This window comes from Cellulosimicrobium sp. BMG9.22, assembly GCF_059159975.1.
Window position 1 is genome coordinate 122,777 of sequence record NZ_JBZGBY010000007.1, and the last position, 21,744, is coordinate 144,520.

The following is a 21,744-nucleotide window of genomic DNA, read 5'->3' on the forward strand; positions in this document are numbered from 1 at the left end:
CGCCGTCAGACCGGAAGCTGTGGCGCCTCGGCGGCCTTCGACCCGGTGATGCGGTAGACGTCGAACACGCCGTCGACCTTGCGCACGGCGCTGAGCACCTGCGCGAGATGACCCGGCTCAGCCATCTCGAAGACGAACCGCGACAACGCGACGCGGTCGTTCGACGTCGACACGGTCGCCGAGAGGATGTTCACGTGGTTGTCGGACAGCACCCGCGTGACGTCGGACAGCAGCCGGGCCCGGTCGAGGGCCTCGACCTGGATCTGCACGAGGAACATCGCGTTGCTGCCCGTGGTCCAGGTGACGTCGACGATGCGCTCGGGCTGGTTGCGCAGCCCGACGACGTTGCCGCAGTCCGCCCGGTGCACGCTCACGCCCTGCCCGCGCGTGACGAAGCCGATGATCTCGTCCCCGGGCACCGGCGTGCAGCACTTGGCGAGCTTGACCCAGATGTCGTCGACGCCCTTGACCATGACGCCCGGGTCACCCGTACGGACGCGGCGCGCGGTGTGACCCGGGCGCGCCGTCTCCGCGACGTCCTCGACCGTGCCCTCCTCGCCGCCCATCGCCTGCACGAGCTTCGAGACGACGTTCGCCGCCGACACCTGGCCCTCGCCGATCGCGGCGTACAGCGCCGTGACGTCCGCGAAGCGCAGCTCGTTGGCGAGCGCGACGAGCGACTCGTGCGACAGCAGCCGCTGGATCGGCAGGTTCTGCTTGCGCATCGCCTTCGCGATCGCGTCCTTGCCGTGCTCGACCGCCTCCTCGCGACGCTCCTTGGAGAACCACTGGCGGATCTTGTTGCGTGCGCGGGGGCTCTTGACGAACGCGAGCCAGTCGCGGCTCGGTCCTGCGTTCTCGGACTTCGAGGTGAGGACGTCGACGGCGTCGCCGTTCTCGAGCGTCGAGTCCAGCGGCACGAGGCGGCCGTTCACGCGCGCGCCCATCGTGCGGTGCCCGACCTCGGTGTGCACGGCGTAGGCGAAGTCGACCGGCGTCGATCCCGCGGGCAGGGCCATGACGTCGCCCTTGGGCGTGAAGACGTAGACCTCGGCGCCGCCGATCTCGAAGCGCAGCGACTCGAGGAACTCGGCGGGGTCGGCCGTCTCGCGCTGCCAGTCGACGAGCTGGCGGAGCCAGGTCATGTCGTTGCTCGTGGTGTCGCTCTTGTCCGACTTCGCAGCGGACTTCGCGGTCTCCTTGTACTTCCAGTGCGCCGCGACGCCGTACTCCGCACGCCGGTGCATCTCGTGCGTGCGGATCTGGATCTCCACGGGCTTGCCGCCCGGGCCGATGACCGTCGTGTGCAGCGACTGGTACATGTTGAACTTCGGCATCGCGATGTAGTCCTTGAACCGCCCCGGGACGGGGTTCCACCGTGCGTGCAGCGCACCGAGCGCCGCGTAGCAGTCCCGGACGGTGTCCACGAGGACACGCGTGCCGACCAGGTCGTAGATCTCCGCGAAGTCGTGGCCGCGGACGATCATCTTCTGGTAGATCGAGTAGTAGTGCTTGGGGCGGCCCGTCACCGTCGCCTTGATCTTCGCGCTGCGCAGGTCCGCCGTGACCTGCTCGCGCACGACGGCGAGGTACTCCTCGCGCGCGGGCGCCCGCTCGGCCACCAGGTGCACGATCTCGTCGTACACCTTGGGGTACAGGGCCTGGAACGACAGGTCCTCGAGCTCCCACTTGATGGTGTTCATACCCAGCCGGTGCGCGAGCGGGGCGTAGATCTCGAGCGTCTCGCGCGCCTTGCGCCCGGCCGAGGACGACGACACGTACTTCCAGGTGCGGGCGTTGTGCAGCCGGTCGGCGAGCTTGATGACCAGGACGCGGATGTCGCGCGCCATGGCGACGACCATCTTGCGCACGGTCTCGGCCTGCGCCGCGTCGCCGTAGGTCACCTTGTCGAGCTTCGTGACGCCGTCGACGAGCATCGCGATCTCGTCGCCGTACTCGTCGCGCAGCTGGTCGAGCGAGTACTCCGTGTCCTCGACCGTGTCGTGCAGGAGCGCCGCCGCGAGGGTCGACCCGTCGAAGCCGAGCTCCGCCAGGATCGTCGCGACCGCGACCGGGTGCGTGATGTAGGGGTCACCGCTCTTGCGGAGCTGGCCCCGGTGGGCGCGCTCCGCCGTCGCGTACGCGCGCTCGAGCGCGGAGAGGTCGGTCCGCGGGTGGTTCGTCCGCACCGCCTGGAGCACGGGCTCGAGCGCAGGACTCCCGGCGTTGGGCCGCGCGCCGAACCGGACCAGGCGGGAACGCACGCCCCGGCCCCCCGAGCCGCCCTGGCCGCCGGCGGGCTGCCCGCCCGGCGCCTGGTTCCCGGGCGCGCGCGACGTCCGCGTGTTCTCGCTCATGCGCGCCTCCTCCCGAGTGCCGCCGACCGTCGTCGACCACCGGACGACGAGCCGACCGGAGAGGCAATCCTACGACCCGACGTGCACCAGCGTGGTCACGTCGCGGCCGACGAGCCGTGCGCGGCCGCCGAGGCCGTCGAGCTCCATGAGGAACGCCAGCCCCACGACGACACCGCCGCCCCGCTCGACGAGCTCGGCACCGGCCGCCGCCGTGCCGCCGGTCGCGAGCACGTCGTCCACCACGAGAACGCGCGCACCGGGGGGCAGTGTTCCCGTCCGCAGCTCGATGGTCGCCGTGCCGTACTCGAGCTCGTAGGTCACCGCGTCGGTCGGCGGCGGCAGCTTGCCCGCCTTGCGCAGCGGCACGAACCCGACGCCCAGGTGGGTCGCGAGCGGCGCTCCGAGAAGAAAGCCCCGCGCTTCCATGCCGGCGACCAGGTCCACCCCGCCCGTGGCGCGCGCGACCTCGGCGAGTGCGTCGACGACGTGGCGGAAGGCGTCGCCGTCCGCGAGCAGAGGCGTGATGTCACGGAAGGTGATGCCCGGCCCGGGATAGTCGGGCACGGCCCGGACGAGCTCGAGCACCCGGGCAGCACGCTCGGTGCCGAGAGCGGCGAGGCCGACCGCACGCAGGCCGTCGACCTCGCCGCCCGGGACGCCGTGAGGATCGCCCGTCACGGACGACGGCGGCGCGGCTGCGCCTTGTTGCCCAGGTGCGCGCCGGGCTGCAGCTGGCGGTGGCCCGCCGCCACACCCGCCGCGGCGAGCTGGGCGTCGTCCGCCGCATCGTCCCCGTCCGCCGTGGCCGCGGCGAGACGCTCGGCACGCAGCGCCTCGACCTTGCGCGTGTGCTCGGCGATCGCCGGCTCCTTCTCGCGCAGCCACACCTCGAGGGGCGTGGCGAGGTAGATCGACGACGCCGTACCGACCGCGATGCCCACGAACAGCGACAGCGAGATGTCCCGCAGCGTCCCCGCGCCGAGCGCGAACGCGCCGATGAAGAGGATGCCTGCCACCGGCAGGAGCGCGACGACGCCCGTGTTGATCGAGCGGACGAACGTCTGGTTGACACCGAGGTTCGCGCGCTCCGCATAGGTGCTGCGCGTCTGGTCGAGCACCCCCGCGGTGTTCTCCCGCACCTTGTCGAACACCACGACCTTGTCGTACAGCGAGTACCCGAGGATCGTGAGGAAGCCGATGATCGTCCCCGGCGTGACCTCCCAGCCCACCGCGGCATAGACGCCGGCCGAGATCAGCAGGTCGGCCAGCAGCGCGATGATGGCCGCGAGCGACATGCGCCAGGCGCGGAAGTAGATCGCCATGAACACGGCGACGAGGGCGATGAACACGACGACGCCCCACAGGGCGCGCGACGAGACGTCGCTGCCCCACGTCGGTCCGACGAAGTTGCTGGTGACGTCGGCGACGTCGACGCCGTAGGCGTCGGCGAGCGCGGCGGCAACCTGGTCGACCTGGTTCTCGTCCTCCAGCTCGGCGGTCTGCACCCGCAGGGCGTTCTCCCCGACGCTCGAGACGCGCGGCTCGCTCTCGGGAGCGACGGAGTGGACGGCCTCGACCGCGAGCTCCTGCTGCTTCGTGGTCACACCGGAGACGGTGAACTCCGAGCCGCCGCGGAAGTCGATGCCGAGGTTGAGGCCCTGGATCAGGAGCACGGCGACCGACAGCAGGCTGAGGATCCCCGCCACGGTGAACCAGCGCTTCCGACGCTGGACGATCGGGTACGACCTGCGCCCCGTGTAGAGGTCGTTGCCCCACTGGGCAAAGCTACGGCCGGCCATCAGCGGTTCTCCTCGTTCTCGCCAGGGGACGCAGGGCGTCCGTCGGCGGGCGGCTCAGGCTCATCGGACACGTCGGGGGCCGTCGCCTGGTCGGCGGCACGGCGCTCGGCGGCGCGGCGCTCGGCGATGGTCAGGCGACGTCCGTCATCCGTCGTCACCGGCGGTCTGGCCCTGGAACCGGCGAGCACCAGCTCGTCCTCGCTCGGCGACGACGTCGCCGGGACCGGCTCGTCGACGGGGGCCTCCTGGGTGTCGCGCGACGCGCTCGTCCTCCCCGCGACCACGCGCCCCGCGCCGACGTAGCGCGGACCCCTGGTCTGAAGCCGGTCCGGCGACAGGCCGGACCACCTGTGGCCGTCGCGGAAGAACGGCACGCGCGCCAGGAGCTCCATCACCGGGTGCGTGAACCAGAAGACGACGGCGACGTCGATGATCGTCGTCAGACCGAGCGTCACGGCGAAGCCCTGGACGCCACCGACGGCCAGGAAGTACAGCACGATCGCGGAGAGCAGGTTCACGGCCTTGGCCGCGAGGATCGTGCGCCGGGCGCGCAGCCAGCCCTTGGCGACCGCCTGCTGCAGCGTGCGGCCGTCACGGAGCTCGTCCCTGATGCGTTCGAAGTACACGATGAACGAGTCAGCCGTGAATCCGATCGCCACGATGAGGCCGGCGACGCCCGCGAGGGACAGCCGGTACCCGATCCCCCACGAGAGGAGGACGATCGCGACGTACGTGATGACGCCGGCGACCACGAGCGAGGCGATCGTGAGGAGTCCGAGCGTCCGGTACTGGAAGAGCGAGTAGACGAAGACCAGCAGGAGGCCGATGACGCCGGCGATGAGCCCCTTCTGGAGCTGCTCGCTGCCGAGGGTCGCGGAGATCTGCTCCTGGCTCTGCACCTCGAACGTCAGGGGCAGCGCGCCGAAGTTGAGCTGGTTGGCGAGGGTCGCCGCGCTCTCGCGGTCGAAGGTGCCCGAGATCTCGGCCTTGCCGTCGGGGATGACGACCTGCGACACGGGCGCGGAGATGACGAGCCCGTCGAGCACCATCGCGAACTGGTTCTGCGGGGCCGGCAGCGACGTGAGGCGCGTCGTGACCTCGCGGAACTTCGCCGTGCCCTCGGAGTCGAACTCGATGTTGACGACCCACACGTTCGTCACGGCACCGCTCGGCGTCGACCGCAGGCCGGAGTTCGCGTTCGAGATGTCCGTGCCCTCGATCTCGACGGGGCCGAGGATGTACTTGGCCGTGCCGTCGTCCGCGCACGAGACGAAGGCGGCGTCCGTGGGCCCGCTGTCGCCGCCGACCTGGTTCTCCGGCAGCGTGCAGTCGAGCGCGTCGAACTGCGCCTGCAGCTCCGGCGTGATCTGCGTCAGGTCGCTCGGGTTCTCCGGGCGGGTGGTCGCCTCGTCCTCGGTGCCCGTCGTCGCGTCGTCGGCCGGGGCCTCGGTCGCGGTGTCCGTGCCCTCGGCGGCCGGCTCCGTCTCCGTCTCCGTCGTGGCGTCCGCCGACTCGGTGGCCGCCGGAGCGTCCTCGGCCGCCGGGTCCTCCGCGGCGCCGTCCTCGGTCGCCGCCCCGTCCTCGGTGGCGGTGGCGGTCGGGGCCCCCACGGTGAGCACCGGTCGGAACCGCATCTGCGCGGAGGTGCTGACGAGGTCGATCGTCTCCTGCGACGGCTGGCCCGGGATGCCGACGACGATGTTGCTGCTTCCCTGGCTCGTGATCTCGGCCTCGGCGACACCGGAGGAGTCGATGCGCTGGCGGATGACGTTGATCGCCTGGTTGATCGTCTCGGGCGTGACCTCGGAGTCGTCCTCCGTCACGGGCTTCAGGACGATCTGCGTCCCGCCCTCGAGGTCGAGGGCGAGAGCGGGGGCGAACGAGGCGCCGTCGGGGTTGTCCGTGGAGCGTCCGTCGAGCTGGGTTCCTGCCACGAGCGCACCGAACGGGACGACGATGAACAGGATCAGGAACAGGACGATCGTCCGGACGGGCCTGGAACGGCGCGTGCTGGAGTTGGCCAACTGTCTGTCTTTCTCGTGCGGTCGACCGAGGGCCGACCAGGTCAGGCGCCGGTCGCTCGACGCGACCGGCGCACGGTCACTTGCTCTCGGTGCCGTCGTCGCGGCGGTCGCGCTCCGGTCGCTCGTCGGTGAGGCCGGACAGGTCGTCGGGGACGACGAGGTCGTCGTCCTTCGACGAACCGGCCGAGGCGGTCGCGGGGGTGCCGTAGTCCGAGTCGGACGCCTCCTCGAGCTCCGAGGCCTCCTCCTCGGCCTCGACCGGCGGCTCGATGAGCTTGGCGATCGCGGCGCGCAGCCAGCGCGACTGGTTGCCCGGCGTGGACTCGATGACGATCACGTCGGCCTCCTCGTCGACCTCGACGATGGTGCCGAACATGCCGGAGCCCGTCATCACCTCCTGCCCGGGGGCAAGGTTCGCCCGGAAGTTCTGGGCCTCGCGCTGCTGCTTGCGGGTGCGGCTGGTCATGAGGAACATCGCACCCGCCGCGAGGGCGAGGATGAGGATGAAGCTGATATCCATGACGGGGTCTCACGTGTCCTGTTCTGTGCGGGATCTGCGCGCAGTCTAGGCGTGCGCGCACGGTTCACCAACGAGCCGTCTCGCCGCGGAGTTCCGCCCGCTCGGGATCCCGACCATCCTAGTGCCTCCCCGGGCGGCCTGTGACGGCGGTCACCAGCAGGGCGCGGTCCCGCACGTGGACCAGCGGCCAGGGACCCGCCCGGGGACGTCAGGCGTCGAACAGCGTGCCGCCCTCACGGGGCGGGGTGAGGCCGAGGTGCGTCCACGCCGCCGGGGTGGCGACCCGTCCTCGGGGCGTCCGGCCGATGAGCCCCTCGCGCACCAGGTAGGGCTCCGCGACGGTCTCCACCGTCTCCGGCTCCTCGCCGACCGTCACCGCGAGGGTGGTGAGCCCGACCGGCCCGCCGCCGAAGCGGGTGCACAGCGCCGTGAGGACGGCGCGGTCGAGCCGGTCGAGGCCGATCGGGTCCACCTCGTACACCTCGAGGGCGGCACGGGCGGCCCGCAGGTCCATCACCCCGTCCCCGCGCACCTGCGCCCAGTCGCGCACACGGCGCAGGAGCCGGTTCGCGATGCGCGGGGTGCCGCGCGAGCGTCCGGCGATCTCCTGCGCCGCGTCGGCGTCGAGCGAGACGCCGAGGAGACCGGCGGACCGTGCGAGGACCCGCTCGAGCTCCTCGCTCGAGTAGAAGTCGAGGTGGCCGGTGAACCCGAAGCGGTCGCGCAGCGGAGCGGGCAGCAGGCCTGCGCGCGTGGTCGCGCCGACCGCCGTGAAGGGCGGCAGGCTCAGCGGGATCGCGCTCGCTCCCGCGCCCTTGCCGACGATGACGTCGACGCGGAAGTCCTCCATCGCCATGTAGAGGAGCTCCTCGGCGGGCCGCGCCAACCGGTGGATCTCGTCGATGAAGAGCACCTCGCCCTCCTCGAGCGAGGAGAGCACGGCCGCGAGGTCTCCGGCGTGCTGGATCGCCGGACCGGACGTGACGCGCAGCGACGCGCCGAGCTCCGCCGCGATGATCATCGCCAGCGTGGTCTTGCCCAGGCCGGGCGGGCCGGAGAGCAGGACGTGGTCGGGCGAGCTGCCCCGGGCGAGCGCCGCCTGCAGCACGAGCGAGAGCTGGTCGCGCACGACGGACTGCCCCACGAACTCCTCGAGCCGCCTCGGCCGCAGCGCCGCCTCGGCCGCGCGCTCCAGGTCGTCCGCGCCCGCGGCGACGATGCGCTCGGACGAGAACGACCCGCCGTCGTCGCTCTCGTAGTCGGCGCCGCCGGCGCCCACCCGGTCGAAGTTCGCCACGGTCAGCCCCGAGGTCCGCCGAGGACGCGCAGGGCGGCGCGCAGCGCCCCCGCCACGTCGGTGGCCTCGACGACGTCGACCCCGGCCTCGGCCAGCACCGTCGACACCGCGTCGTCCGCCGCCTTGAGGTTCCAGCCCAGCCCGACGAGCGCCTCGACCACCTGGTCCCGACGGTCGTCGGCGGCGCGCTCCGCGGCCGGACCGGCCGCGGCACCCGGCGCGTCGGTGCCGGTGGGCGGCCCGAGCTTGTCGCCGAGCTCGAGCGCGATGCGCTGCGCACCCTTGTTCCCGATGCCCGGGACGCGCACGAGCGCCGCGATGTCCGCGCCCGCCACCGCGCGCCGCAGCGCGTCGGGCGTGTGCACCGCGAGCATCGCGAGCGCGAGCCTCGGACCCACCCCGCTCACCGTCTGGACGGTCTCGAAGACCGACCGCTCGTCGTCGTCGGCGAACCCGAAGAGCGTGAAGGAGTCCTCCCGGACGACGAGGCTCGTCGCGAGGCGCGCGGACTCACCGACCCGCAGGGCCGAGAGCGTCGCCGGCGTCGCGTGGACGAGATATCCGACTCCCCCGACCTCGAGCACCGCGCGGTCGAGCTGGACGTTCGCCACGACACCCGCGAGCGACGCGATCACCGGTGCTCCTCTCGGTCCGGCTCGACGAGCCGGGGATTCAGTTCAGGGTCTGGCCGGGGCGGGGACGTCGAACACCCGTACGACCGGCGCCACTCTAGCAAGACGCACCCACGTGCCGGCACAGCGACACGGAACACCCGAATGACGCCGAGATAGCGACGTCCCGCGCGCGACGACGCTCCGGACCGTCGCAGGCCGCTACCTCGGCGGGACGTCGCTATCTCGGGGTCCGGGGCTTCGTCCGGGACGCGCGCTCGGCCGCGGCCCACGCGCGCTGCGCCGAGGTCAGCTCGTGCCGCTCCCCGCCCTGCAGCGCCCCGGCGGGCCGCCACAGGTGGCAGATCGCGAGGGCGAGAGCGTCCGCGGCGTCCGCCGGCCTGGGCAGCTCGGCGAGCCCGAGGATCCCGGCGACCATGCGCTGCACCTGCTCCTTGCCCGCACGCCCGCTGCCGGTCACGGCCGCCTTGACCTCGGACGGTGTGTGCAGCGCCACGGGGACGCCCCGGCGTGCGGCGGCAAGCATCGCGAGCCCCGCCACCTGCGCGGTACCCATGACCGTCCCGACGTTGTGCTGCGCGAACACGCGCTCCACCGCCACGACGTCGGGCACGTGCTCGTCGAGCCACGCGTCCAGCCGGTCCGCGATCCGCAGCAGCCGCAGGTCGACGCTGAGCTCGGGGTCCGAGCGCAGCACGCCGACGGCGACCATCTCGGCCCGGCGCCCGGGCCGGGAGTCCACCACCCCGACCCCGCACCGGGTCAGCCCAGGGTCCACTCCGAGAACGCGCACTCCCCGACCCTTTCACGTGGACGACAGGGACCCGTCGCGCCACGCGGACCGGCGACGGACCTGCCAGCGGGGCGGCCGGGAGGTCGGTGCGCGGTCGTGGACGGGCCTGGCGGGAGCGCCGCGAGGAACGAGCGGCGCGGATGGTAGACCGCGCACCGACCTCCCGGCCGGCCCGCGTCCCGACCAGCGGGGAGCGAGCCCCGCGAATCAGTCGTCGTTCTCGAGCTCCGCCATGACCTCGTCCGACGCCGCGAAGTTCGCGTAGACGTTCTGCACGTCGTCACTGTCCTCGAGCGCGTCGATGAGGCGCAGGATCTTGCGCGCGCCGTCGGCGTCGACCTCGACCTCCATGGACGGGTGCCAGATCGAGTCGGCGGAGTCGTACTCGATGCCGGCCTCCTGGATCGCGGTGCGCACGGCGACGAGGTCGGTGGCCTCGCACAGCACCTCGATGACGTCGCCCTCGTCGCTGACGTCCTCGGCGCCCGCGTCCAGGGCGGCGAGCATGACGTCGTCCTCGGTCACGCCGCCGCTCTTGGGCACGACGACGAGGCCCTTGCGGGAGAACAGGTAGGAGACAGAGCCGGGGTCGGCGAGGTTGCCGCCGTTGCGGCTGAAGGCGAGGCGCACCTCGGAGGCCGCGCGGTTCTTGTTGTCGGTGAGGCACTCGACGAGGACGGCGATGCCGTTGGTGCCGTAGCCCTCGTACATGATCGTCTGGTAGTCGACGGCGTCGGCGCCCTCGCCCGACCCGCGCTTGACGGCGCGGTCGATGTTGTCGTTGGGGACCGACGACTTCTTGGCCTTCTGGACGGCGTCGAACAGCGTCGGGTTGCCCGCGAGGTCTCCGCCGCCGGTGCGCGCGGCGACCTCGATGTTCTTGATGAGCTTCGCGAAGAGCTTGCCGCGCTTGGCGTCGATGGCCGCCTTCTTGTGCTTGGTCGTGGCCCACTTGGAGTGCCCTGACATGCGTTCCTACCCCTTCGCGATTCTGACGAACAGCTCGTGCACGCGCGCGTCCCCGGAGATCTCCGGGTGGAACGAGGTGGCGAGCAGCGATCCCTGCTGGACTGCGACGATCCTACCGGCGGCGGCCACGGGGATGCCGGGCGCCTCGTGCTCGGGGATGCGGGCGAGCACCTCGACGCCCGGCCCGACCTCCTCGACCCACGGGGCGCGGATGAAGACGGCGTGCACCGGCGCCGCCGGAACACCGGCGAACGCGAGGTCGGTCTCGAACGAGTCGACCTGACGTCCGAACGCGTTCCGCCGCACGGTGACGTCGAGCCCGCCGATCGTGCGCTGGTCGGCGGTGCCGCCGAGGATCCGGTCGGCGAGCAGGATCATGCCCGCGCACGACCCGTAGACCGGCAGGCCTTCGGCGATGCGCGCGCGCAGCGGTTCGTCGAGCTCGAAGATCCGCAGGAGCTTGTCGATGGTCGTCGACTCGCCGCCGGGGAGCACGAGCCCGTCGACCGCGGCGAGCTCCTCGGGCCGCCGCACGCCGACGGTGCGGGCGCCCGCGTGCTCGAGCGCGGCGCGGTGCTCGCGCACGTCGCCCTGGAGGGCGAGGACACCGATCGTGATGGTCACGAGGGGTGATGATACGTCGGCGCGCCTTGCTAGCCTCGCCGTCGTGACCTACCCGCCCGGCCCCGGACCGTCCGCGCCGTACCCCGGCCCGTCGACCTCGTACCCCGGGGTTGCGCCACGTCCCCCGCGCAGCACGCGCGGCGCGACGGTACTCGTCGTCGTCGGTGCCGTCCTGCTCGCGGTCGCGCTCGTCGCGGGGGTCCTGGGCGTGACGACCTTCCTGCGCGCCCTCCCGACCGGTGTGGTCGACGGCGCGGGTGAACCCGGTTCGGCGGCCCTCGCCTCCGGTGACGTCCCCGGCACGGCCGAGCTCGAGCTCGTCGGGGGCGAGCCGTACAGCGTGTGGGCGGTGGTGCCCGCCGACGGCGAGGGGTTCGACGTCGACGACGTCACCGTCACGTGCCCGGATGGCGACGCGGCCGTGCGGTTCCCCTCGGTCTCGGGCAGCTCCGGCGCGGGGTCGCGCTCGGCGAGCACGGTGGCCGAGGTGACGGTCCCGTCGACGCAGACCTGCACGGTCGCCGTCGCGCAGGGCACGGCGTCCGCCGGGACGACGTTCGTCGTCACCGAGGGCTGGCGGTTCGGCGAGTTCTTCGCGACCGTCGGCGGCACGATCCTGCTGTGGTTCGTCGCGATCGGCGGTGGCCTGGTCGGCGCGGGCCTGCTGATCGGCGGGATCGTCTGGCGCGTCGTGGCACGCCGCGGCTGACCCTGGCCGGCTGCCTCGGTGGCGCGTAACGGCCCCAGGACCGGCCTCAGTGCTCGCGCGCGAGCCCGAGGTGCCGGGTCACACCGTCCCAGCCCCGCAGCAGCGGCCGCACGAGGTCGACGAGCCCCTCGGGGAAGACCTCGATCTCGACGCGCGCGAGATCGTCGAGGTCCCACCACCGCATCTCGTCGACGACGTCGAGCTCGACGTCCGTCCACCCGTCGCGGCTGAGCTCCTCGCCCGCGAGGACGGCTCCGCGCAGCCGCGCGAGGTAGATGACCTCGTCCTGGCGGCAGTGCTGGCGGTAGAAGTCGAAGACCGCGCTGCGCGTGTAGACCGGGCCGACGAGAGCCGTGGGCTCGAGCGCGATCCCGGTCTCCTCGCGGACCTCGCGCAGGGCCGCCGCGGCGTCGTCCTCGCCCTCGTCGATGCCACCGCCCACGGTGAACCACCAGGACCGCTCGGGCTGGTCGACGTCGTGCCCTCGGACGAGGAGCACGCGGTCGGCGTCGTCGAGGAGGACGACGCGCGCGCCGCGCCGGAAGTAGAGGCCGTCGTCTCCGAGCACCCAGTCGGGGCCCAGGGACGAGGGTGCGTCCGTCCGGTCCGTCACCGCGTCGCCTCGTGGTTCGTGCCTGCATCGACGGAATCGACGGCATCGACCAGGTTCTCGGGGAGCGTGACTCCGACGGCGTCGGCGTCGTACGCGTCGCGGCGCGCCTGGACGTCGTCCATGTTCTCCTGCGCCCAGAGCCGTACCTGTCGCACGGTCCGGTGCAGCGAGAGGCCCAGGTCCGTGAGCGCGTACTCGACGGTGACGGGGACGGTGGGCGTGACCTCGCGGGTGACGAGGCCGTCACGCTCCAGGGAGCGCAGCGTCTGCGTGAGCATCTTCTGGCTCACTCCGGCGATGAGGCGGGAGAGCTCCGAGTATCGACGAGCGGCAGGCGCACCGTCGCCGTCGGCGCTGTCTCCCCCGAGCGCGCACAGCACCAGGACGACCCACTTGTCGGAGAGCCGGTCGAGGAGCTGACGGCTCGGGCACACCGCCAGGAAGGCGTTGTACCTGTTCCTGGCCTGGTCGCGCTTCTCCGCCGCGCTGGCTGTCGTCATCAAGACCCCTTCGAGTCGGTATGTAACGCACTCTGAGGTGTGTACTTCCCCACGTAGAGCAACTCTCCGAGAGTAGGGCGAGCGGCGGCCGAGGAGCCACCGCTGACCCTCGACGAAGGAATGCGATCGATGATCACGACCTCTCTGCTTCCTGGCGGAACCTGGGACCTCGGCGACCGCACGGTGACCCGGTTCGGGTACGGGGCCATGCAACTCGCCGGACCCTGGGTGATGGGCCCGCCTGCCGACCACCAGGGCGCCGTCGCCGTTCTCCGCGAAGCGGTCGAACAGGGCGTCACGCACATCGACACCAGCGACGCCTACGGCCCGCGGGTGACGAACCGGCTGATCCGTGAGGCGCTGCACCCGTACCCGGAGTCGCTGCTCGTCGCGACGAAGGTCGGCGCGACGCGGGACGCCGAGGGCGGCTGGCCCACCGCCCGTGATCCCGAGTCGCTGCGCCAGCAGGTGCACCAGAACCTCGAGTCCCTCGACGTGGACGCTCTGGACCTGGTGTACCTGCGTATGGGTGACGCGAACGGACCCCGACCGGGCTCGGTCTCCGAGGCCTTCACGACCCTCGCCGACCTCCAGCAGCAGGGCTTGATCAGGCACCTGGGCGTCAGCAACGTGACCGCCGACCAGGTCGCCGAGGCGCGGAGGATCGCCCCGGTCGTCGGCGTGCAGAACATGTACAACCTCGCCCGTCGCGACGACGACGCACTCGTCGACCGGCTCGCCGCGGACGGCATCGCCTACGTCCCGTTCTTCCCGCTCGGAGGCTTCACGCCGCTGCAGGCGGATGCGCTGTCGTCGGTGGCGGAGCGCCTCGACGCGACGCCGATGTCGGTCGCGCTCGCCTGGCTGCTGCAGCGCTCCGAGAACATCCTGCTGATCCCGGGCACGTCCCAGGTGGCGCACCTGCGCGAGAACATCGCGGGAGCGGCGCTCCGCCTGTCCGACGGAGACGTCGCCGATCTGGACGGCATCGGTTCGTGACGATGTCACGCCGGTCCGCCTGATCGACCCGGAACGACCGGGCCCACGCCGCCGGACCTCGGCGGCGTGGGCCCGGATCGCCTCGTGTTCCAGCGACTACCAGCCGCGCTCGGCGAGCCGGTGCGGGACGGGGATGTCGTCGACGTTGATGCCGACCATGGCCTCGCCGAGGCCGCGCGAGACCTTGGCGATCACGTCGGGGTCGTCGTAGAACGTCGTCGCCTTGACGATCGCGGCGGCGCGCTCGGCCGGGTTGCCCGACTTGAAGATGCCCGAGCCGACGAACACGCCCTCGGCGCCGAGCTGCATCATCATCGCCGCGTCGGCGGGCGTGGCGATGCCGCCCGCGGTGAACGTCACGACGGGCAGCTTGCCGGTCGCCGCGACCTCCTTGACGAGCTCGTACGGCGCCTGGAGCTCCTTGGCGGCGACGAACAGCTCGTCCTCCGGCAGCGACGTGAGCCGGCGGATCTCGCCGCGGATCGTGCGCATGTGCGTCGTCGCGTTCGACACGTCGCCGGTGCCCGCCTCGCCCTTGGAGCGGATCATCGCCGCGCCCTCGGTGATGCGGCGCAGCGCCTCACCGAGGTTGGTCGCGCCGCACACGAAGGGCACGGTGAACTGCCACTTGTCGATGTGGTTGGCGTAGTCGGCGGGCGTGAGCACCTCGGACTCGTCGACGTAGTCGACGCCGAGCGACTGGAGCACCTGCGCCTCGACGAAGTGTCCGATGCGTGCCTTGGCCATGACGGGGATCGAGACTGCCGCGATGATGCCGTCGATCATGTCGGGGTCGGACATGCGCGAGACGCCGCCCTGCGCACGGATGTCGGCAGGCACGCGCTCGAGCGCCATGACGGCGACGGCGCCGGCGTCCTCGGCGATCTTCGCCTGGTCGGGCGTGACGACGTCCATGATGACGCCGCCCTTGAGCATCTCGGCCATGCCGCGCTTGACCTTCGCGGTGCCGACGGAGGCCACGGCAGCGGCCCCCTCCGCGGCACCCGGGGCGCTCTCGACAGGGACGTTCTGGTCGGACACGTTGGTCACCGGTACCTCACACCTTCAGGGTCAGGGGTGCGCCGCGCTCGTCGCGCGGGCGCCGTCGAACAGGCTCGACGGCACATGCTCGCACGCCGTTGCCATCCTATCGCCGCGCCGTCCACCGGCCGCCGCCGCGTCGTCGTCGGGCCCGGACCTCAGGCCCGGCTCGCCGGCTCCGCGGGACGCGAGAGCGTGGCGGGCCACGCGTCGTCGAGCTCGACCGTGGCGGGCATGGGGGCATGGCCGGCGAGGTGGAAGAGCCGGACCCACCACTTGCTCCGCACGCGTTGCGCCTGGGCGACGGCCTCGTTGTGGAACCGGCGTGCGAGCTGCGCCCGGTACCACGCGGCGGAGAGCGACCCGAGCAGCTCGTCACCGGACGGCTCGTCCTGCGACTGCGTGGCGACCTCGGCAGCGCCGGGCTCGTCGGGATCCTCGAGAGCGGAGCGCAGCGTCGCGGACAGGTCGCTCTCGGCCAGCGCGCGCGACTCGGCCATGCCGCCGAGCAGCCGACGCGGAGGCGGCCCGCCGTCGCCGACCATGCCGGGCACGGTCGCGGCGAGCCGGCGCGCGTCGGCGTCGTCGTCGAGCACGGCGTGCGCCGCCTCCACCACGAGGAGCGCCGAGGCGGGGTCGAGCTCGCCCGAGGCGGCGAGGTCGACCGCGGCCGACGCGCGGCGCACGAGCTGCGCGTCGAGAGCCAGTCGCGACGCCATGACCTTGCGGTGCAGGCGGTCGAGCCGCGACGCGGCGACCCAGAGGAGCCACCCGACGAGCACGGCGAGGACGAGGACGAGGACGGTGATCTCGGACCAGCTCATGGTCGTCCCGCCTCCTCCGGCTCGGTGCGTGCGCGCCCGATCAGCCAGCCCCCGCGGTGCGACCGCGGATCTTCGTGGACCGGGATCACGGCTTCCGAGGCCGCGAGCACCATGTCGTACACCGCGTGCACCTGGTCCGTCACGGTGGACCAGTCGAACCGGCGGACGAACTCGCGCGCGCGGGCGCGGTAGACGTCGCGGCGGGCGGGGTCCGCGAGCACGTCGAGCACGGTCGTCGCGAGCGCGTCGCCGTCCCCGACCGCGAACAGCGCGCCCGCCGCGCCGTCGTCGAGCACGCGGCGGAACGCCCCGATGTTGCTCGCGACGACGCACGCCCCTGCGCTCATGGCCTCGACGAGGACGATGCCGAAGCTCTCGCCGCCCGTCTGGGGTGCGATGTAGAGGTCCACGGACGCGAGCAGGCTCGCCTTGTCCTCGTCGCTCACGCCGCCGAGGAACTCGACCGACGCCGCGAGCGGCCCGAGGGCCTCGATCGCCGCGTCGCGGCCGTCGTCGCCACGACCGGCGACGAGGAAGCGCGCGCCGGGCACCTGCGCGAGGATCCTGGGGATCGCCGCGGTGAGGACCGGGAGACCCTTGCGCGGCTCGTCGAGGCGTCCGAGGAACGCGATCGTCGGGGCGTCGGGCGTCCCCTGCCAGCGGGCGGTCGGCGCCGCGGACGCGAACGCGTCGACGTAGACGCCGTTGGGGATCACGACGGCGTCGCCCCCCAGGTGGTCCACGAGGGTCCGCCGGGCGTCCTCGGACACCGCGATGCGCGCGTCGATCTTCTCGAGACCCTGGCGGACGAGGGGGTAGGCGATCTGGAGCGCACGCGAGCGCACGAGCGACGTGTGGAACGTCGCGACGATCGGTCCCTGGGCGATCCACAGCGCGACCATGCTCAGCGAGGGGTTCACGGGCTCGTGGATGTGCAGGACGTCGAACCGTCCCGCCTCGAGCCACCGGCGGACGCGGCCCGCCGTCCGGGGTCCGAAGGTCACGCGCGCGACCGAGCCGTTGTAGCGGACGGGGATCGCGCCGCCGACCCGGGTGAGGTAGTCCGGGACGGGGGTGTCGTCGTCGGCGGGCGCGAGGACCGAGACCTCGTGGCCCTGGGCGATGAGCGCCTCGGCGAGGTCGCGCACGTGGAACTGGACGCCCCCTGGCGCGTCGAACGAGTACGGGCAGACGATCCCGACGCGCAGGCTCATGCGGTCCGCTCCGCGTCGTGGGCGTCGGCGGTCGGGGCCGACGGGGCGTCCTGGTCGCCCGCTACGGCTCGGGTGCGGGCGTAGCGGTCCGGGTCGAGGTCGTCGACGAACACCTTCTGGAGCATGTGCCAGTCCTCGGGGTGCTCGCGCAGGGCGACGCTCAGCGCGTCGACCCAGGCCTGCGTCGCGGCGGCCACGCGCTGGGCGCGCGGGACGTCCTGCGGGATCTCGACGCGCGGGAAGAAGTGGATGACGATCCCCCAGGGGGTGCCGGCGGCGCGCCGTCGGGCGCCGCGCAGGCGCTCGTAGTGGATGCCGGTGGGGATCAGCGGCGTCCCGGTGCTCACGGCGAGCGCCGCCGGCCCGGCGGCGACGCGCGCGCGGTGGCCGAAGAGGTCGACCTCGATCCCGCGCGCGGTGAGGTCGCGGTCGGCGAGGAGCGGGATGATCTTGCCCGGGCGGCCCGCACCGCGCACGAGCTCGCGGAAGACGTCGCCGTCCCCCAGCGCGAGGATCTCGAGCCCGAGGGAGTTGCGGAAGGCGAGGAACTCCTCGAACAGCTCGTCCGGCTTCAGCCGCTCGGCGACCGTGAGGACCGGCGCGATGTTCGGCGAGGCGTACGCTCCGGCGAGGTCCCAGTTGCCCTGGTGCGACAGCGCCATGACCGGGCTGCGGTCGCCGTCGAGGTGCACGGTGAGGTTCTCGTACCCGACGAGGCGGACGCGGGCCTTCACCTGCTCGGGCGTCCACGCGGGCAGGGTGAACGCCTCGCGGTAGTAGCGCATGTACGAGCGCATCCCCGCCCGCGACAGGCGACGCAGCGCGCGCGTCGACAGGCCGGGCCGCACGCGCGCGAGGTTGCGCTCGAGCTGACGCACACCACCGCCGTGCAGGAGCCACGTCACGTCCGCCACCGCGGTGAACAGCCCGCGCAGGAGCGGGTCGGGAACCTTGCGCGCGTTGCGCCAGGCGAACGTGAACGCCATGCCGGCGTCGAGTGCCATCAGCGACCTTCCTCCGTCTCGTCCGTCCGGGGCGTGGTCGCCGGTGTCGCGCCCGCGAGCGCGAGCGTCTGCCGCCGGACCGTCGCGACGCGCTGCACGATCGTCACCGCGCTCGCGAGGGCGAGCAGCCCGAGCACGACGACGAGCACGACCGGAGGGAGGCCGAGGCCGACGAGCCCCGCCGCGACGAGCGCCGCGACGAGCCGGTCCGCGCGCTCGGCGATGCCGACCTGCGCCGTCATGCCGACGCTCTCGGCCCGGGCGCGCGCGTAGGGCACGACCGCGCCGAGCGCGAGGCACGCGAGCCCGACGACGGTCCCCCACGCCGCGAGGTCGGGCGTGAGCCGCGGGTCGTCGCCGCGCACGAACCACAGGACGAGCCCGATGAACACGGCGGCGTCCGCGAGCCGGTCGAGCGTCGAGTCGAGGAACGCGCCCCACGGCCCGGACCGTCCCGCGCGACGGGCCATGACGCCGTCGAGCACGTCGGAGAACGCGAACACCATGACGACCATGACCCCCGCGAAGAGGTGGCCGGTCGGGAAGAGCCACAGCGCGCCGGCGACGACGCCGAGCGTCCCGACGACGGTCACGGCGTCTGGGCTCACGCCGAGACGCAGCAGGAGGGCGGCGAGAGGTGTGAAGAGGCGCGTGGTCAGCGCGCGCAGGCGGCCGAACATCAGGCGTCCCCTCCCGTCGGTGTGCCGTCGGACGGGTCGTGCCCCGCCACCGGCCAGGCCGCCGCGAGCTTCGCCCGCGTGTCCGCGAGCAGCTCGGGCACCGCCTTGGTGTGCGCGACGACCGGCAGGAAGTTCGCGTCGCCGGTCCACCGCGGCACGACGTGCTGGTGCAGGTGCGCGGCGATGCCCGCGCCCGCGACCGCGCCCTGGTTCATGCCGAGGTTGAACCCGTCCGGGCTTGACACCCCGCGGACGACGCGCATCGCTGTCTGCGTCAGGCGGGCGACCTCGATCGTCTCCGCCTCGGTGAGCTCCGTGTAGTCGGAGACGTGGCGGTACGGCACGACCATGAGGTGGCCCGGGTTGTACGGGTAGAGGTTGAGCACGACGTAGGCCGCCGCCCCGCGCGCGACGATCAGCCCGTCCTCGTCGGAGCGGTCGGGGATGCGGCAGAACGGGCACTGGCCGCGCGAGTCGTCGGCGGGCTTGTCCTGTCCCCCGATGTACACCATCCGGTGCGGGGTCCACAGGCGGTCCAGGCCGTCGTCGAACCTGGGGTGCTCGTCGGGCCGTTCGACGGTCACCGAGGGGTCGGGCACGGCGCCCGGCGCGACCTCGCGGGCCGCGCCGGGTGCCCCCGTGCGCTCGTCGCTCACCGGCGCGTCACACCTGCACGCGGTCGCGGACGGCGGTGACGATGCGCTCGACCGCCTCCGTGACTGGCACGCCGTTGTCCTGGCGCCCGTCGCGGTAGCGGAACGACACCGCGCCGGCCTCCGCGTCCTCGCCGCCGGCGATGAGGACGAACGGGACCTTCCGCGTGCTCGCGTTACGGATCTTCTTGCCGAAGCGGTCGTCGGAGTAGTCGACCTCCGCGCGGATCCCCTGGGCCTTGAGCTGCGCGACGACGTCGGCCACGTAGTCGTTGAACGGCTCGGCGACCGGCACTGCGACCACCTGGACGGGCGCGAGCCACGCCGGGAACGCGCCCGCGTAGTGCTCGACGAGGATGCCGAAGAAGCGCTCGATCGATCCGAACAGCGCGCGGTGGATCATCACCGGGCGCTGGCGCGTGCCGTCCGAGGCGGTGTACTCGAGCTCGAACAGCTCGGGCTCGAAGAAGTCGAGCTGGATGGTCGAGAGCTGCCACGTCCTCCCGATCGCGTCCTTGGCCTGGACCGAGATCTTCGGGCCGTAGAACGCGGCGCCGCCCGGGTCGGCCACGAGCTCGAGGCCCGACTCCGTCGCGACCTGGCGCAGGATCTCGGTCGCCTCCTCCCACGTCGCGTCGTCGCCGACCGACTTCTCCGGGTCGCGCGTGGACAGCTCGAGGTAGAAGTCCTCGAGGCCGTAGTCGCGCAGGAGGTCGAGCACGAAGGTCAGCGTCGAGGACAGCTCGTCCTTCATCTGCTCGCGCGTGCAGTAGATGTGCGCGTCGTCCTGCGTGAACCCGCGGGCACGCGTCAGGCCGTGCACGACGCCCGACTTCTCGTACCGGTACACCGTGCCGAACTCGAAGAGGCGCAGCGGCAGCTCGCGGTACGAGCGGCCCCGCGAGTTGAACACCAGGTTGTGCATGGGGCAGTTCATCGGCTTGAGGTAGTAGTCCTGCCCCGCGCGCCGCACGTTGCCGTCGTCGTCGAGCTCCTCGTCGAGGTGCATGGGCGGGTACATCCCGTCCGCGTACCAGTCGAGGTGGCGCGACGTCTGGAAGAGGTTCGCCTTGGTGATGTGCGGCGTGCTGACGAACGAGTAGCCGGCCTGCACGTGCCGCTTGCGCGAGTACTCCTCCATCTCCATGCGGATCGTCGCGCCGTTCGGGTGGAACACGGGCAGGCCGGAGCCGATCTCCTCCGGGAACGAGAAGAGGTCGAGCTCGTTGCCGAGACGGCGGTGGTCGCGGCGCTCGGCCTCGGCGAGCCGGTCGAGGTACGCCTTGAGCTCGTCCTTCGTCGGCCAGGCCGTGCCGTAGATCCGCTGGAGCTGCGGGTTCTTCTCGCTCCCGCGCCAGTAGGCCGCGGCCGAACGCATGAGCTGGAACCCGTTGCCGATCAGCTTCGTCGACGGCAGGTGCGGGCCGCGGCACAGGTCCTTCCAGACCACGGTCTCGCTCTCGCGCCCGGCGCCACGGACGTTGTCGTAGATCGTCAGCTCGCCCCCGCCGACCTCGACGCTCGCGCCCTCGGTGTCGTCGGCCGCGCCGCCCTTGAGCCCGATGAGCTCGAGCTTGTACGGCTCACCGGCGAGCTCGGCGCGCGCCTCGTCCTCCGTCACGACGCGGCGGCGGAAGGTCTGCCCCTCGCGCACGATGCGCGCCATCGCCTTGTCGAGGGCCTTGAGGTCCTCGGGAGTGAACGGGGTCTCGACGTCGAAGTCGTAGTAGAAGCCGTCGGTGATCGGCGGGCCGATGCCGAGCTTCGCGTCGGGGTTGACCTGCTGGACCGCCTGGGCGAGCACGTGGGCTGCGGAGTGGCGCAGCACGGACAGACCTTCCGGGGAGTCGATCGTCACGCCCTCGACCTCGTCGCCGGGAGCGAGCGCCGTGTCGAGGTCCTTCAGGACGCCGTTCACGCGGACGACGACGACGTCGCGGCGAGCGGCGAAGAGCTCCGTGCCCGTCGTCGCCGTCTCCACCGTGACGGTCCCGTGCTCGGGGGCGGTGGTGACTGGTGGCTGGACGACGTCCGACACGTGCTGCTCCTTGCAGGTGGGAGGACGCCGGCGGCGTCCTCGATGAGCGGTCGTCGAACGTCCGGGCGGTCCCGGGCGCTCGAAGGGGCGCCGTCGACGACGGCGCCCCTCGATCGTACCGACCCGCGCACGCGGGACGAACCGGATACCTCCGACCGCCCGCCGCGTGTCCGGGCTACTTGTCGTTGGCCTGCTTGGCCTTCTCGGCGAGCGTCTCGACGTGCTTGTCCACGGAGTCCGGCGCGACCCCCTTGATCGCGCCTGCGACCTGGTCGATGTTCTCGTCGGTGAGGAACTCCTTCGCCTTGCCCACGAGGTCCCCGAGTCCGCCCTCGTTCTTCGGCGTCTGCTCCGTCATGGCCGATCTCCCTGCTGTGCGATGGGTCGGCGCGGGGCTGTCCGCGCCCGTCTCGCACGCTAGCCCGAGGACGGACGCTGCGCCACGGGTCGCCAC

At 72.4% G+C, this 21,744-nt stretch carries 22 protein-coding genes; 2 read left to right on the forward strand and 20 right to left on the reverse strand.

The annotated features are described in order from the left end of the window. Positions 1 to 5: 5 nt before the first annotated feature. From AC4H2H_RS07700 to pdxT, 10 genes are all read right to left on the reverse strand, one after another. Positions 6 to 2,357: a RelA/SpoT family protein gene (locus AC4H2H_RS07700; RefSeq protein WP_494370210.1), complete on the reverse strand. Its 2,352-nt coding sequence runs from the start codon at positions 2,355 to 2,357 to the stop codon at positions 6 to 8. Positions 2,358 to 2,426: 69 nt separating this feature from the next. Next, positions 2,427 to 2,990 (reverse strand): adenine phosphoribosyltransferase, encoded by a 564-nt coding sequence (locus tag AC4H2H_RS07705; RefSeq protein WP_494370244.1) that lies wholly within the window; start codon positions 2,988 to 2,990, stop codon positions 2,427 to 2,429. A 41-nt stretch (positions 2,991 to 3,031) separates the two neighbouring features. Next, a complete protein-coding gene (gene secF, locus AC4H2H_RS07710; protein WP_494370211.1) occupies positions 3,032 to 4,156 on the reverse strand; it encodes a protein translocase subunit SecF in 1,125 nt (374 codons plus the stop codon). After that, positions 4,156 to 6,180, reverse strand: a complete 2,025-nt coding sequence (secD, locus tag AC4H2H_RS07715) for a protein translocase subunit SecD (protein ID WP_494370212.1) — start codon at positions 6,178 to 6,180, stop codon at positions 4,156 to 4,158. The genes secF and secD overlap by 1 nt, the downstream gene beginning before the upstream one ends. A gap of 76 nt (positions 6,181 to 6,256) precedes the next feature. Further along, positions 6,257 to 6,700, reverse strand: coding sequence for a preprotein translocase subunit YajC (gene yajC / locus AC4H2H_RS07720; protein WP_494370213.1), 444 nt, complete (start codon positions 6,698 to 6,700; stop codon positions 6,257 to 6,259). A gap of 208 nt (positions 6,701 to 6,908) precedes the next feature. Next, a complete protein-coding gene (ruvB, locus tag AC4H2H_RS07725) occupies positions 6,909 to 7,919 on the reverse strand; it encodes a Holliday junction branch migration DNA helicase RuvB (RefSeq protein WP_494370245.1) in 1,011 nt (336 codons plus the stop codon). An 80-nt stretch (positions 7,920 to 7,999) separates the two neighbouring features. Continuing rightward, complete coding sequence (ruvA, locus tag AC4H2H_RS07730) at positions 8,000 to 8,632, reverse strand: Holliday junction branch migration protein RuvA (protein WP_494370214.1); 633 nt, start codon at positions 8,630 to 8,632, stop codon at positions 8,000 to 8,002. 217 nt (positions 8,633 to 8,849) lie between these two features. After that, positions 8,850 to 9,422, reverse strand: coding sequence for a crossover junction endodeoxyribonuclease RuvC (ruvC, locus tag AC4H2H_RS07735; RefSeq protein ID WP_494370215.1), 573 nt, complete (start codon positions 9,420 to 9,422; stop codon positions 8,850 to 8,852). A 207-nt stretch (positions 9,423 to 9,629) separates the two neighbouring features. Beyond that, entirely contained in the window at positions 9,630 to 10,391 is a 762-nt protein-coding gene (locus tag AC4H2H_RS07740) for a YebC/PmpR family DNA-binding transcriptional regulator (RefSeq protein ID WP_494370216.1), read from the reverse strand. Positions 10,392 to 10,397: 6 nt separating this feature from the next. Beyond that, entirely contained in the window at positions 10,398 to 11,015 is a 618-nt protein-coding gene (gene pdxT / locus AC4H2H_RS07745; protein WP_494370217.1) for a pyridoxal 5'-phosphate synthase glutaminase subunit PdxT, read from the reverse strand. 43 nt (positions 11,016 to 11,058) lie between these two features. Between pdxT and AC4H2H_RS07750 the strand changes: the two genes are divergently transcribed. Then, entirely contained in the window at positions 11,059 to 11,724 is a 666-nt protein-coding gene (locus AC4H2H_RS07750) for a hypothetical protein (protein WP_494370218.1), read from the forward strand. 46 nt (positions 11,725 to 11,770) lie between these two features. On the opposite strand, the gene AC4H2H_RS07755 is transcribed toward AC4H2H_RS07750, so the two are convergent. Next, complete coding sequence (locus AC4H2H_RS07755; RefSeq protein WP_494370219.1) at positions 11,771 to 12,337, reverse strand: NUDIX hydrolase; 567 nt, start codon at positions 12,335 to 12,337, stop codon at positions 11,771 to 11,773. Then, entirely contained in the window at positions 12,334 to 12,837 is a 504-nt protein-coding gene (locus AC4H2H_RS07760; RefSeq protein ID WP_494370220.1) for a winged helix-turn-helix transcriptional regulator, read from the reverse strand. The genes AC4H2H_RS07755 and AC4H2H_RS07760 overlap by 4 nt, the downstream gene beginning before the upstream one ends. A 129-nt stretch (positions 12,838 to 12,966) precedes the next feature. Here AC4H2H_RS07760 and AC4H2H_RS07765 point away from each other — a divergent pair, with 129 nt between their 5' ends. After that, the gene (locus AC4H2H_RS07765; RefSeq protein ID WP_494370221.1) at positions 12,967 to 13,836 is read left to right on the forward strand and encodes an aldo/keto reductase family oxidoreductase; all 870 of its coding nucleotides are present in this window, start codon (positions 12,967 to 12,969) and stop codon (positions 13,834 to 13,836) included. Positions 13,837 to 13,932: 96 nt separating this feature from the next. Here the strand turns inward: AC4H2H_RS07765 and pdxS are convergent, their stop codons facing one another. The 8 genes from pdxS to AC4H2H_RS07805 form a co-directional block, all read right to left on the reverse strand. Continuing rightward, positions 13,933 to 14,817, reverse strand: a complete 885-nt coding sequence (pdxS, locus tag AC4H2H_RS07770; protein ID WP_494370246.1) for a pyridoxal 5'-phosphate synthase lyase subunit PdxS — start codon at positions 14,815 to 14,817, stop codon at positions 13,933 to 13,935. A gap of 218 nt (positions 14,818 to 15,035) precedes the next feature. Beyond that, positions 15,036 to 15,701, reverse strand: coding sequence for a hypothetical protein (locus AC4H2H_RS07775; protein ID WP_494370222.1), 666 nt, complete (start codon positions 15,699 to 15,701; stop codon positions 15,036 to 15,038). Next, positions 15,698 to 16,909 (reverse strand): glycosyltransferase family 4 protein, encoded by a 1,212-nt coding sequence (locus AC4H2H_RS07780; RefSeq protein ID WP_494370247.1) that lies wholly within the window; start codon positions 16,907 to 16,909, stop codon positions 15,698 to 15,700. The genes AC4H2H_RS07775 and AC4H2H_RS07780 overlap by 4 nt, the downstream gene beginning before the upstream one ends. A 2-nt stretch (positions 16,910 to 16,911) precedes the next feature. Further along, entirely contained in the window at positions 16,912 to 17,919 is a 1,008-nt protein-coding gene (locus AC4H2H_RS07785) for a phosphatidylinositol mannoside acyltransferase (RefSeq protein ID WP_494370223.1), read from the reverse strand. Next, on the reverse strand, positions 17,919 to 18,599 hold the full coding sequence (pgsA, locus tag AC4H2H_RS07790) for a phosphatidylinositol phosphate synthase (RefSeq protein WP_494370224.1): 681 nt from the start codon (positions 18,597 to 18,599) through the stop codon (positions 17,919 to 17,921). Before pgsA ends, AC4H2H_RS07785 begins: the two co-directional genes overlap by 1 nt. Beyond that, on the reverse strand, positions 18,599 to 19,198 hold the full coding sequence (locus AC4H2H_RS07795; protein WP_494370248.1) for an HIT family protein: 600 nt from the start codon (positions 19,196 to 19,198) through the stop codon (positions 18,599 to 18,601). The genes pgsA and AC4H2H_RS07795 overlap by 1 nt, the downstream gene beginning before the upstream one ends. Before the next feature lie 64 nt (positions 19,199 to 19,262). Further along, positions 19,263 to 21,290, reverse strand: a complete 2,028-nt coding sequence (thrS, locus tag AC4H2H_RS07800) for a threonine--tRNA ligase (RefSeq protein ID WP_494370225.1) — start codon at positions 21,288 to 21,290, stop codon at positions 19,263 to 19,265. A 175-nt stretch (positions 21,291 to 21,465) separates the two neighbouring features. Next, on the reverse strand, positions 21,466 to 21,648 hold the full coding sequence (locus AC4H2H_RS07805; RefSeq protein ID WP_494370226.1) for a hypothetical protein: 183 nt from the start codon (positions 21,646 to 21,648) through the stop codon (positions 21,466 to 21,468). Positions 21,649 to 21,744: the final 96 nt, after the last annotated feature.

Coding starts and splice junctions, on each gene's coding strand:
- AC4H2H_RS07805 (WP_494370226.1), bottom strand. CDS start 21,648: ATGACGGAGCAGACGCCGAAGAACGAGGGCGGACTCGGGGACCTCGTG.
- yajC (WP_494370213.1), bottom strand. CDS start 6,700: ATGGATATCAGCTTCATCCTCATCCTCGCCCTCGCGGCGGGTGCGATG.
- AC4H2H_RS07765 (WP_494370221.1), top strand. CDS start 12,967: ATGATCACGACCTCTCTGCTTCCTGGCGGAACCTGGGACCTCGGCGAC.
- AC4H2H_RS07785 (WP_494370223.1), bottom strand. CDS start 17,919: ATGGCACTCGACGCCGGCATGGCGTTCACGTTCGCCTGGCGCAACGCG.
- AC4H2H_RS07700 (WP_494370210.1), bottom strand. CDS start 2,357: ATGAGCGAGAACACGCGGACGTCGCGCGCGCCCGGGAACCAGGCGCCG.
- pgsA (WP_494370224.1), bottom strand. CDS start 18,599: ATGTTCGGCCGCCTGCGCGCGCTGACCACGCGCCTCTTCACACCTCTC.
- AC4H2H_RS07760 (WP_494370220.1), bottom strand. CDS start 12,837: ATGACGACAGCCAGCGCGGCGGAGAAGCGCGACCAGGCCAGGAACAGG.
- AC4H2H_RS07775 (WP_494370222.1), bottom strand. CDS start 15,701: ATGAGCTGGTCCGAGATCACCGTCCTCGTCCTCGTCCTCGCCGTGCTC.
- AC4H2H_RS07740 (WP_494370216.1), bottom strand. CDS start 10,391: ATGTCAGGGCACTCCAAGTGGGCCACGACCAAGCACAAGAAGGCGGCC.
- secF (WP_494370211.1), bottom strand. CDS start 4,156: ATGGCCGGCCGTAGCTTTGCCCAGTGGGGCAACGACCTCTACACGGGG.